Source organism: Paenisporosarcina macmurdoensis (genome assembly GCF_042658845.1).
Lineage (GTDB): Bacteria > Bacillota > Bacilli > Bacillales_A > Planococcaceae > Paenisporosarcina > Paenisporosarcina macmurdoensis.
In genome coordinates this window covers 32,004-44,142 of the sequence record NZ_JBHSRI010000006.1, presented here as the reverse complement: position 1 = coordinate 44,142, position 12,139 = coordinate 32,004, and the positions used below count along the sequence as shown (strand labels likewise).

Below are 12,139 nucleotides of genomic sequence, written 5' to 3'. Positions count from 1 at the left end.
CTATGTAGAAAAAGAGCATTCCGAACAGTCTCGCCGGAATGCTCCAATTGTTTTATTTAGCGACTAATGCTTCTGAACGAATCACGAATTCATCGTTTTCTACATCAAACACAATATTGTATCCTGTTAAAACAGTACCTTTTAACAGCTCTTCAGACAAGCGATCTTCAATATGTTTTTGAAGTGCACGACGGAGCGGACGTGCGCCGTACTCTGGGTCGTAGCCTTCTTTAGCAATTTTTTCTTGTGCTGCTTCGGTTAACTCTAGCTCGATTTCTTGTTCTTTCAAACGTTTTGTTAATGTAGCAGTCATCAATGTAACGATTTCTTTTAAATGTTCTTTTTCTAATGAATGGAACACGATCATTTCATCCACACGGTTTAAGAACTCAGGACGGAATGCTTTTTTAAGTTCTTCGAGCATTCTGCCTTTCATATCTTTGTATTTTTGTTCGCCGTCTTGCAAGTTGAAGCCGACATATTTATTTTTCTTAAGCGCCTCTGCCCCAACGTTTGAAGTCATGATAACAACCGTGTTGCGGAAGTCTACTGTGCGTCCTTTTGAATCAGTTAAGCGGCCGTCTTCTAATACTTGCAATAAGATATTGAAAACATCTGGATGTGCTTTTTCTATTTCGTCTAACAGAATAACAGAGTACGGCTTGCGACGAACTTTTTCTGTCAATTGACCGCCTTCTTCATGCCCTACGTAACCTGGAGGAGAACCAACTAAACGTGAAGTTGAGTGTCTTTCCATGTACTCAGACATATCCACACGAATCATCGCATCTTCATCACCGAACATACTTTCAGCTAATGCACGAGCAAGTTCTGTTTTACCAACACCCGTTGGTCCTAAGAAAATGAATGAACCAATTGGACGTTTTGGATCTTTCAATCCTGCACGAGCTCTACGTACTGCACGAGAAATTGCTGTAACAGCTTCCGCTTGCCCGATAACACGTTTATGCAATGTATCTTCTAACTTCAACAATTTTTGAGATTCAGTTTGTGCAAGTTTAGAAACTGGAATTCCTGTCCACATAGATACAACAGCTGCGATATCTTCTACTGTTACTTCAGATTCCGCTTTGCCTTGTTCTTCTTTCCATGTCTTCTTCGTGCTATCCAGCTCTTCTTTCAGCTTTTGTTCTGTATCGCGGAACGATGCTGCTTTTTCAAACTCTTGACTTTGAACTGCCGCGTTTTTCTCCGAACGAATCGCTTCTAAACGTAATTCTAATTCTTTTAAATTCGGTGGAGTTGTATATGAACGCAAACGAACTTTTGAACCCGCTTCGTCAATTAAGTCAATCGCTTTATCAGGTAAGAAACGATCAGAAATGTAGCGATCAGACATTTTAGCTGCTGCAATAATCGCTTCATCTGTAATTTTCACACGGTGATGCGCTTCATAGCGATCACGAAGACCTTTAATAATCAGAATAGATTCTTCAACAGATGGCTCATCTACTTGAATCGGTTGGAAACGTCGTTCTAACGCAGCATCTTTTTCGATGTATTTGCGGTACTCATCGATTGTAGTTGCCCCAATACATTGTAGTTCTCCACGAGCAAGAGATGGTTTTAAGATATTAGATGCATCAATTGCACCTTCAGCTCCACCAGCTCCAATTAAGGTATGAAGTTCATCGATGAAAAGAATAACATTGCCTGCTTGGCGAATTTCATCCATTACTTTTTTCAAGCGATCTTCAAACTCACCACGGTATTTAGTTCCCGCTACCACGGTACCCATATCTAATGTCATAACGCGTTTGTCGCGTAAAATTTCTGGCACTTCATTTTGAACAATTTGTTGCGCTAATCCTTCAGCAATTGCCGTTTTACCAACACCTGGTTCTCCAATAAGAACAGGATTGTTTTTAGTACGGCGAGATAACACTTCAATAACACGTGTGATTTCTTTGCTACGGCCAATGACCGGATCCAAGCTACCTTCACGGGCGATTTGTGTTAAATCACGAGCTAAGCTATCAAGCGTTGGTGTGCTAGCTGCAGGATTTGAGCTGCCGTTTGCTTGAACGTGATCATTGCTTCCTAGAAGTTGCAATACTTGTTGACGAGCTTTGTTTAAGCTAACGCCCGAGTTATTAAGGACACGAGCAGCTACGCCTTCACCTTCGCGAATTAAAGCCAATAATAAATGCTCAGTTCCGATATATGAATGGCCCAGTTTGCGTGATTCGTCTACAGACAACTCGATCACTTTTTTAGCGCGTGGTGTGTAATGCACGATAGGACCCACGTCACCAGTTCCCATTCCCACTAATTCTTCAATTCCGTCTTCAATCACTTGAGGACTCACTTCAATTGCTTCCATTGCTTTTGCAGCAATTCCGCCGCCTTCGCGAATTAAACCTAATAATATATGTTCAGTTCCAATGGACTCGTGTTTCATACGAATCGCTTCTTCCTGAGCCAATTGGAGTACTTTTTGTGCGCGTTGTGTAAATCGATTAAACATCATGAGTTTCCTCTCCTTCGTTGTCTAAATTAGTATCTACTTGCAATCGTTCCCTAAACAACTTTGCTCGAAACACATCACGTTCTTCCGGTTTCAGAGACGTACCTGCATACTTTTGCAAAAAACCTGGTTGCATAAAAATCATGCATTCATTCAAAATTGAAACATCGACACCTTTAATCAATCCTAAATCAATACCAAGACGAACGTTTGATAAACAGCGGCCCGCTTCTTCTGTTGATAAAAGTCGTGCATACGTTAAAACACCTAACGAACGGTACAAACGATCTTCTAACACATTCGGTCTCGTATGTAAGAGAGCCGTTCTTGATTCACGTTCTTTTTGAATAATTTGTTCCGTAATACTTTGCAAATCAGATAAAATATCTTCTTCTGACTTTCCAAGTGTGGTTTGATTTGAGACTTGGTACACATTAGCAAGTGCTTCACTACCTTCTCCATAAATGCCGCGGACGACCATCCCGAGACGTGTAATGGCAGTGACAATTCGATTCATTTGATTAGTCATCGTGAGTGCTGGTAAATGCATCATCACCGATGCCCGCAGGCCAGTTCCCGTATTAGTCGGACAACTCGTTAAATAGCCAAACTGCTCATCAAATGCATACGGTAATTCTTTTTCAAGAACGTCATCAATATGGTTTGCTTGTCGCCATGCTTCGTGCAATTGTAAACCAGGGAAAATACATTGTATGCGAATGTGATCTTCTTCATTGACCATTACGCTAACTGCTTCGTCGTCTGATAATAAAACGGAACCCGCAATTTCTGAATTAGCCAATTTTGGACTAATTAAATGCTTCTCCACCAAAACTTGTCGGTTAAGCGCAGAAAGCTCTTTTATATCTATATACGAAAAGGTCGATTCAAGTTCCGATTCTGCATCAAGTAATACAGCAGAAACTTCTTGATCTACTTGTAATGCCTCATTTTCACTAAAAGAAAGCGGAAAACGGTAGCCGGTTAAATTTCGAGCTAGCCGGATTCGTGTACTCATTACAATGTCTGCGTGCTCACCCTCGCCAGCCATCCAACTTGTTACGGAGTTCTCTAGAAAACGTTCAATATTCATTTGCGGTTTTCACCTCCGCTTTGTAGCTGCTCCTCTAAAGCGCGAGCTTCATCACGAAGACGTGCTGCCTCTTCGAAATTTTCAATCTCTATCGCCGTTCGCATCTCTGTACGAATCGACTCAATTTGTTTTTTCAATTGTAGGGTTTGACCAAATGATCCTGGCGCTTTCCCAATATGCTTTACGTTGCCATTATGCAATTTCTTAAAAACTTCTGGCAGTTGCCCATGAAAACTTTCGTAACATTCGGCACAGCCAAACTTCCCTTGGTTTAAAAACTGTTGAAACGTCCATCCACAATAACTACATGTGTTTAGTTCTGGTTGCGGTTTCTCTTGCGGTTGCTTGGTTTCTGTAGAGCCGAACCAATTGGATAATAACTGATGAAGCGAAAGGGCATCCTGCTGAAAATCTAAATGGTAAGGATGGAACTCTTGTGCACATACATCACAATAATGACGCTGCACCTGTGCTCCATTGTGCACTTGCGTTACCGTTACTTTTGCCGGTCGCTGCTTGCAATTTTCACAAATCATAATCGCTCTCGCCTCACTTTAACTGTTCATACTTGAGTGTTAAGAGCATCGCTTGTAGTATGCGCGAACGCAGTTCATCACGATGCGGCAATGGGGTGTTAAGCGTTGTGCGATCAAGCGCAGCGAGCATCATCTTCGCCTCACGCTTCGTCAACACGTCCTCATCGATTAAACGGAACACAATATCTTCCATCATCGTTTGAGAAGCTCCACGCTCTAAACTCACTAGGATTACTTCAATTAAATCCGCCTTCGTGTGAGACCGTACGCGAACAATACGTATATAGCCACCGCCCCCCCGTTTACTTTCAACGAGATAACCACGATCTGCTGTAAAGCGCGTATTAATCACATAATTTATCTGCGAGGGCACACACTGAAATTGTTCAGCAATCTCACTGCGCTTTATCTCAACATGCCCTTTATCATCTAATTCGATAACTTTCTTTAAATACCCTTCAATAATATCTGATATATTCCGCATGCAATCACCTCCTAATAGATTAGATCTGAGTGCGAGTCAGGGGAAATAGTATAGCAACTACTAACAGAAGCCTGACTTTGACTATCTTTGACTTTATTATATAAGGGGGATAGGAAGTGTGCAAATAATGTGATTTGAAGGAGCATATTCAACTATATGAGAGCCAATTAAAGATTGAGGAATGTCTATTGATTACTCTATGAGGGTCTGAATGGTTTTGTTTTCGCTGCGCTGCTATTTGAAATAAGATACTTGATTCACGGCAAGTAGACTTGGCTAACGAGGCGACTATTTTCGATTGTGAAAAATTTATCGCTCATTTCGAGGAGTTTATTGCTCATCTTGGGACATTTATCGCTCATTTCGAAGCATTTATCGCTCATACACATCCCATATGCTAGTTAACTTGTTGAAACACCTTCCCCCACAGAAATGAGCCATGTAGCGATTAGCGCAATGGCTCCCATCTAAGGGCTTTTGAATGGTTTTGATTTCGCTGCGCTGCTGTTTGAAAGGAGAAGTGATCGTGAAGCATTTCAATAAGTAACCTTGACTATCTGTCTGTATAAAAATGAAACCTAAAACAGCCACCCTATAGGATGGCTGTTTCTATTAAAATAATAAATAGGCAATTGGCGTGACAATTAGTAGAGTTAAAATGACACGTTGAACCCATATAACGATTAACTTCGGAATAGAAATTGGAATTTCTGTTGCCACGATACATGGCACAAGTGCTGAGAAAAAGATGATAGATGAAACAGAAACTACCGCTACAACAAATTTCACAACCATCCCAGATTCTACGACCAGCAAGGCTGGCAAGAACATTTCTGCGATACCAATTGCACTTGCTTTTGCCACAAGCATTGGTTCAGGTAATTGTAATAAAGCGGTGAATGGGTAGAATATATAGCCAACCCAATCAAAAATTGGTGTAAATGTAGCCAACACAATTCCAAGTAAACCAATCGATAGAATAGAAGGCAAAATAGCCATCGCCATCAGCAAACCATCACGAACATTTACCCATATATTCACACCTAAGCTTGGTGCGTTCGCAACTGTCTCCTTCGCTTCACGCCATGCTGTAGCTAAGCGCCCACCTTCTGGTTTTGCTTCTGGTTGCGGTGTTGAACCTTTATAGTAATCGTCTTTCATACTACCAAGTGGCCAAATCCTAACAGTGATAGCGGTCACAGCAAAGGTAACTAGTAATGTTACCCAGAAAAAAGTATTCCATATTTCCATTAACCCCAGTGTTTTTGCAACAATGACCATAAACGTTGCTGAAACGGTAGAGAAGCCAGTTGCGATAATCGCTGCTTCACGCGCCGTGTATTTCCCTTCTTTATAAACCCTATTCGTAATTAACAAACCAAGTGAATAAGAACCTACAAAAGAAGCTACAGCGTCAATTGCCGAACGACCAGGTGTTCTCCAAACAGGTCGCATAATTGGTTGCATAAGAACACCAATAAACTCAAGCAGTCCATAGCTCACGAGTAATGCAAGGAAAACCGCGCCGATAGGTACTAGCAAACCAACAGATATTACGAGTTTACCAAATAAGAATGGACCCATGTCTGGACGGAATAACCATGCAGGACCAAATTCGAAAACAATCATGATTCCAACGAATAACCCCACTACTTTAAATAGTGAGAACACCACGTCCACTGTCGACTTTTTCCATGTTCCTGAAACAAATGGATACACTGCGCCTGCAAAAATAATGATGAGTGCATAATACGGCAATACTCCTGCGGCGTTCGATTGAATCCACGTAACGATGTGATCAAGCATAATCGAATTTTTCTCACCAATTGTTACGGGAACAAAAAACATAAAGGCACCAATAAAACTGTAGACGAAAAACTTCCACATCCCCGAACTTGAACGTATGCTCGAACTCTCTCCCACTTGTTGCATAGTTATTTCCTCCTTTGTGCTAATACTCTCCCTGTGATGAACTCTAGCCATGCGTACACACCGATTTTCACCGTGGCGTTTGTTGCGGCGTCTCGCGATGGATCTAAGCAAACGAAATCGATGTGACGAACAGCGTGATGTTGACCAATTCGCACTAAACTCATGAACAGTTCTTCCGCGGTCATGCCCCCTGGTGTGGATGCCGGAACGCCTGGTGCTACTGCGATATCGAGCACGTCCATATCGATGGTCACATAAACGCGGTCTACTCGTTTCACTAATTCTTCTACCTGTTGTTCGACGCAGTGAGCCACCCCTAGCTCACGCGCTTTACGCAAAGTTACCATGCGAATACCGTGTTCTTTCGCATAAGCGACTAATGGTGCTGAATTGAAATACCCGTGCAGACCAATATTAACAACGTCTTCTCCGCGAACAATTCCTCCGTCAATCAGTTGACGAATCGGTGTGCCGTTCGCCGGTCCTAATTCAGCTGGGTCGCGTACATCTAAATGTGTGTCGAGTTGCAAAATGCCGATTCGCTCGTCCGGAAATGCACGTTTGACCCCTCTTACTGCACAAGCGGTAACCGAATGATCCCCACCGATTAAACATGTCGTAGCATCGTTATATGTGCTCACCAGTTCTCGAGTCGTTTCTTCAATTCGTTCATGCGACAACAATATATCTGTTGTGTGCATGACCACATCTCCAGCATCACGCACTGCATACGATGATAAATCCAAGTCCTCATCAAAATTATATGTAGAGAACCCCTTCCACATTTTACGAAATTCCATGGGATATAACGAAGCACCTGAAACGCTGATCGATGAACGTGAAAGAGGCGCTCCGTAAAGCACCATATCCACAGAACCTTCACTTAGCGGCTTTACCCACTGATGTACGAAATCTCCAGAAGCATCGCGCCATGACCATTCTGGTGGTTGTAAATTGTTCATTTAACCCACCACCTGAACGCCTTTTTTCCACACACTGCCGACATGATTCACTCCGAATAAATATTGTAATTCTTGATAATTGGAAACTTTCCACATGACAACATCTGCTTGCTTCCCTACTTCAAGCGATCCAACTTTCGCTTCCATACCTATTGCACACGCTGCATTCATAGTTGCGGCAACTAGCGCTTCCGCAGGTGTTAAACGCATCGAAATACACGCCAAATTCATCACAAGCGGCATCGAAGTTGTTGGTGAAGACCCTGGATTACAGTCAGTCGAAATTGCTACAGCAACTCCCGCATCAATCATGGCTCTACCTTTGGCTGCATCTTCACGTAAGTACAAAGCTGTCGCAGGCAATAAACAAGCGATGACACCCGCTTCCGCCATTAAACGCATACCCTCGTCAGATGCTTTCAATAAATGCTCTGCTGAAATCGCTCCAACTTTCGCTGCTAGTTCAGCGCCACCATATGATTCAATTTCATCAGCATGGATTTTAGGAATTAATCCAAGTTTCTTACCTGCTTCTAAAATGCGTTCGGATTGCTCTGGTGTGAATACGCCGACTTCACAAAATACATCATTAAAAACAGCGAGTCCTTCTTCCGCTACTTTCGGCAACATGTCATTGACCAATAAATCGATGTATTGTTCTTCACGGCCTTTGTATTCTTGAGGAACCGCATGCCCCCCCATAAACGTTGGAACTAAATCGATTGGATGACTTTCATTCAATCGCTTCATGGCACGAAGTTGCTTCAATTCTGTTTCTAAATCTAAGCCGTAGCCACTTTTCCCTTCAACCGTTGTGACACCATGTGCTAAAAACGAGTCAAGGCGACGCGTTGTTTGCGCCACCAATTCGTCTTCTGTTGCTTCACGAGTCATACGTGTCGTTGCGTGAATACCGCCACCTGCGTTCATAATTTCCATATAAGTCGAACCTTCAAGACGCATTTCAAATTCTCGTTCGCGGCTACCGCCATAAGCTACGTGCGTATGGGGGTCAACTAGACCCGGCGTCACTAATCGACCTGAAGCATCTATCACATCCACTTCATGAGAGCGCTCGCCATACAACGCTTCAAGTTGTGAAGTTGAGCCGATTGCAAGTATTTCTCCGTTTTCCATCAATACACTGCCGTCTTCAATGATGCTGAGTTCAGACATGCCTTCTTTGCGGCGCGGTCCGTTTTCACCGGCTAAGGTAACTAATTGTGCGGCATTCTTTATCCATACAGGTGTCATTTTCCAGACCCCTCTAACATTGGGATATTCACGCCTTTTTCGCGAGCTGTTTCAATAGCTAAATCGTACCCTGCGTCAACGTGGCGAACGATTCCCATACCTGGATCAGAAGTTAAGACACGTTCAATGCGTGCTTCCGCTTCTTTCGTACCATCAGCTAAAATAACCATTCCCGCGTGAATAGAGTAACCCATTCCTACGCCCCCACCGTGGTGAAGAGAAACCCATGTTGCTCCACCAACTGCATTAATCATGGCATTTAAAATTGGCCAATCTGCAACTGCATCCGAACCGTCTTTCATCGCTTCTGTTTCACGGTTAGGTGAAGCCACTGAGCCTGAATCTAAGTGGTCACGACCGATGACGATTGGCGCACTTAACTCGCCACTTGCGACCATATCGTTAATGATTTTCCCGAAACGCGCACGTTCGCCATACCCTAACCAACAAATACGTGACGGTAGACCTTGGAATTGAATTTTATCTTGCGCCATTTTGATCCAGTTACATAAATGCGTGTTGTAACTGAACTCGCGTAAAATCACTTCGTCCGTTTTGCGAATATCTTCTGGGTCACCAGACAGTGCTACCCAACGGAATGGTCCTTTACCTTCGCAGAATTGAGGGCGAATGTACGCTGGTACAAATCCTGGGAAATCGAAGGCACGTTCAAAGCCTTCATCTTTAGCCACTTGGCGAATGTTGTTACCGTAATCAAATGTAACCGCGCCTTTGTCCATCATCTCAACCATTGCAGATACATGTTTTGCCATAGATGCTTTTGATAACTTGACATATTCAACCGGATTTTCTTTACGTAGTTTCGCTGCGTCTTGTAAAGACATCCCCGATGGAATATAGCCATTTAACGGATCATGTGCTGAAGTTTGGTCCGTTAAGACGTCTGGAATAAATCCACGAGCAATCATTTCTGGTAAGACATCAGATGCATTGCCAATAAGACCGATTGATAACGCTTTGCCAGCAGCTTTTGCTTCTTCAGCCAAGCGAATCGCTTCATCCAATGAATCCGTTTTAACATCTGTGTAACGCGTTTCAATACGTCGGTCAATGCGTGTTTCATCTACTTCTATACCGATACACACTCCGCCAACCATCGTTACGGCTAAAGGCTGAGCCCCACCCATACCACCAAGTCCAGCTGTTAACGTAATTGTTCCTTTTAATGACTCTCCGAAATGTTGTTTCGCAAGTTCTGAAAATGTTTCATATGTTCCTTGGACAATTCCTTGTGAACCAATGTAAATCCAGCTTCCTGCTGTCATTTGGCCGTACATCATCAAGCCTTTTTTATCTAACTCGTGGAACGTTTCCCAGTTTGCATAAGCAGGAACAATATTTGAATTGGCAATCAACACGCGTGGTGCATCTAAATGTGTTTTGAAAATCGCCACTGGTTTCCCAGATTGAACAAGCAATGTCTCATCATTTTCTAACTCTTTTAAAGAACGCACAATTGCATCAAAGCTTTCCCAGTTACGTGCTGCTTTGCCGATTCCACCATACACTACTAAATCCTCAGGACGTTCTGCCACATCTGGATCTAAATTATTCATAAGCATGCGTAGTGCCGCCTCTTGCTGCCACCCTTTTGTATGTAACTCTGTACCTCTATATCGGAATACGCGACCTTCTGTGTTTGACTTCATAATTAGTCATCCCCCTTTATCAATAATTTCATTGTATCTTGAAAGTTCAGATAATTTATTATAATTTAATGACTTTTTTATAAAAAATAACTATTAATATAGTTTATTATCCAGAATTTACGATTCATTGCGAATTAATCAACTAAATTTCAATTTTCATTATTGAAATTACTTTTCCACAGTACCTTGCATAGAATAATACTGCATGATATAGTGTTATCAAAGGTACTGTTCATTAACTAGTAGTGAAGGGAGGACGGAAAGATGAATATTCAATTTAAAAAAGGCGTTCTAAATCTGTGTGTGCTTGTTTTATTAGATAAGCAAGATCGATACGGTTATGAGCTTGTACAAAAGATATCGGATCAAATTTCGATTTCTGAGGGATCTGTCTATCCATTATTAAGACGTTTGACAAAGGAAGGTTACTTCACGACGTATTTACAAGAGTCCACGGAGGGTCCACCTCGTAAATACTATAGGCTGACGGATTTAGGAAGAACGTATTTACATGAGCAATTAAAAGAATGGAATAGCTTTACCTACGGAGTAAATACATTAATTGAGGAGAGTGTAAAAAATGACTGAACAACAATTTCTAAATGAACTTGAAATGGCATTAACTCGACTTCCAGCTGATGAAAGAAACGATATTCTTCAAGATATTAAAGAATATTTTACGAATGGACGTGAGGACGGGAAATCAGATAGCGAAATTGCTGGCTCTCTTGGCTCACCGAAAGAAATTGCAGATGAACTCCTTACTAATTATGTTCCTGAGAAATCACATACAGAAGATAAAAAGTTGATTATAATTACGGATACCGCCTTTACAAAAGTAGAGATGAATATCAATCATGGTTCTTTACATGTTTATCCTTCAGAAACAGATACGACAACGATAGAGCTTGTAAACGCTCCTGAGAAACTAGTATTAACTGCAGATGTCATCGGTGATACTTTATCGATTCGATTAAAAGGGCCAAAATTTAATTTCTTCAGCTTTCTTTCATTCGGCAAAGATGTAAGAGTAAATGTCGCTCTGCCTATAAAAACATATACAGCTCTTTCGATGAAAACAGATAACGGCAGCATTTCGGGGGAGAAAATTCTTGGGAAAACCATGACAGTATCTTCCGACAACGGCAGCATAAAACTAAAAGAAATCGCCGCTTCTACTCTCGATGTCCAAACCGATAATGGTCGTATTGACATCGATAAAGTTCAAGTCGACATACTATCTTCCAACACGGACAATGGCCGAATCGAATTACGTAATATCGATGCCGATCAAGTTCATGCAGAAACAGACAACGGACGCATCGTAATGGAATATATAAACGGAAAAATTGTCGGGAAAACAGACAATGGCAGAATCACACTTCTAACAACGCATATCGACTGTATGATTGATTTGGAAACGGACAATGGCAGCATTTTGATTGAAACGGAAAGTGACCCAACTGATGTAACCATTCGTGCAAAAGTGGATCATGGAAAAATTGATATTTTTGGAGAGAATAATTCCCGCACGACTTTCGGCAATGGAACCAACACGATTCAGCTGTCTTCAGACAACGGGAAAATCACTGTTGGCAAGAAAAGCGCAAGTGTGTTTAGTTCATAATAAACTTAGCTGTTGATCTGGATGCAAAAAGCCCCTATTGAGGTAACGGGTTCTCTTTTGAAGTACAAACATCGAATTAAGAGTGCTATTAGC

10 protein-coding genes are annotated in these 12,139 nt (G+C 42.0%); 2 read left to right on the top strand and 8 right to left on the bottom strand.

What is annotated here, in order from left to right; translation table 11 throughout:
- Positions 1-52: 52 nt before the first annotated feature.
- The 8 genes from ACFPYN_RS06085 to hutU all read right to left on the bottom strand — a co-directional run bounded on the left by ACFPYN_RS06085 (position 53) and on the right by hutU (position 10,419).
- A complete protein-coding gene (locus ACFPYN_RS06085) occupies positions 53-2,491 on the bottom strand; it encodes an ATP-dependent Clp protease ATP-binding subunit (protein ID WP_377733121.1) in 2,439 nt (812 codons plus the stop codon).
- A complete protein-coding gene (locus ACFPYN_RS06080) occupies positions 2,481-3,581 on the bottom strand; it encodes a protein arginine kinase (protein WP_377733120.1) in 1,101 nt (366 codons plus the stop codon). Before ACFPYN_RS06080 ends, ACFPYN_RS06085 begins: the two co-directional genes overlap by 11 nt.
- Positions 3,578-4,117 carry a UvrB/UvrC motif-containing protein gene (locus ACFPYN_RS06075; RefSeq protein ID WP_377733119.1) on the bottom strand — a complete coding sequence of 180 codons (540 nt, stop codon included), beginning with the start codon at positions 4,115-4,117 and terminating at the stop codon, positions 3,578-3,580. The genes ACFPYN_RS06080 and ACFPYN_RS06075 overlap by 4 nt, the downstream gene beginning before the upstream one ends.
- 13 nt (positions 4,118-4,130) lie before the next feature.
- A complete protein-coding gene (locus ACFPYN_RS06070; protein ID WP_377733118.1) occupies positions 4,131-4,601 on the bottom strand; it encodes a CtsR family transcriptional regulator in 471 nt (156 codons plus the stop codon).
- Between the two features lie 612 nt (positions 4,602-5,213).
- Positions 5,214-6,533: a YjiH family protein gene (locus ACFPYN_RS06065; RefSeq protein ID WP_377733117.1), complete on the bottom strand. Its 1,320-nt coding sequence runs from the start codon at positions 6,531-6,533 to the stop codon at positions 5,214-5,216.
- Positions 6,534-6,535: 2 nt separating this feature from the next.
- A complete protein-coding gene (locus tag ACFPYN_RS06060; protein ID WP_377733116.1) occupies positions 6,536-7,495 on the bottom strand; it encodes an agmatinase family protein in 960 nt (319 codons plus the stop codon).
- Complete coding sequence (gene hutI / locus ACFPYN_RS06055; RefSeq protein WP_377733115.1) at positions 7,496-8,749, bottom strand: imidazolonepropionase; 1,254 nt, start codon at positions 8,747-8,749, stop codon at positions 7,496-7,498.
- Positions 8,746-10,419 carry a urocanate hydratase gene (gene hutU, locus ACFPYN_RS06050; RefSeq protein WP_377733114.1) on the bottom strand — a complete coding sequence of 558 codons (1,674 nt, stop codon included), beginning with the start codon at positions 10,417-10,419 and terminating at the stop codon, positions 8,746-8,748. The genes hutI and hutU overlap by 4 nt, the downstream gene beginning before the upstream one ends.
- Before the next feature lie 264 nt (positions 10,420-10,683).
- Between hutU and ACFPYN_RS06045 the strand changes: the two genes are divergently transcribed.
- Both ACFPYN_RS06045 and ACFPYN_RS06040 read left to right on the top strand, forming a co-directional pair.
- Complete coding sequence (locus tag ACFPYN_RS06045; RefSeq protein ID WP_377733113.1) at positions 10,684-11,007, top strand: PadR family transcriptional regulator; 324 nt, start codon at positions 10,684-10,686, stop codon at positions 11,005-11,007.
- A complete protein-coding gene (locus ACFPYN_RS06040; RefSeq protein ID WP_377733112.1) occupies positions 11,000-12,046 on the top strand; it encodes a DUF4097 family beta strand repeat-containing protein in 1,047 nt (348 codons plus the stop codon). The genes ACFPYN_RS06045 and ACFPYN_RS06040 overlap by 8 nt, the downstream gene beginning before the upstream one ends.
- The last annotated feature ends 93 nt before the right edge of the window (positions 12,047-12,139 follow it).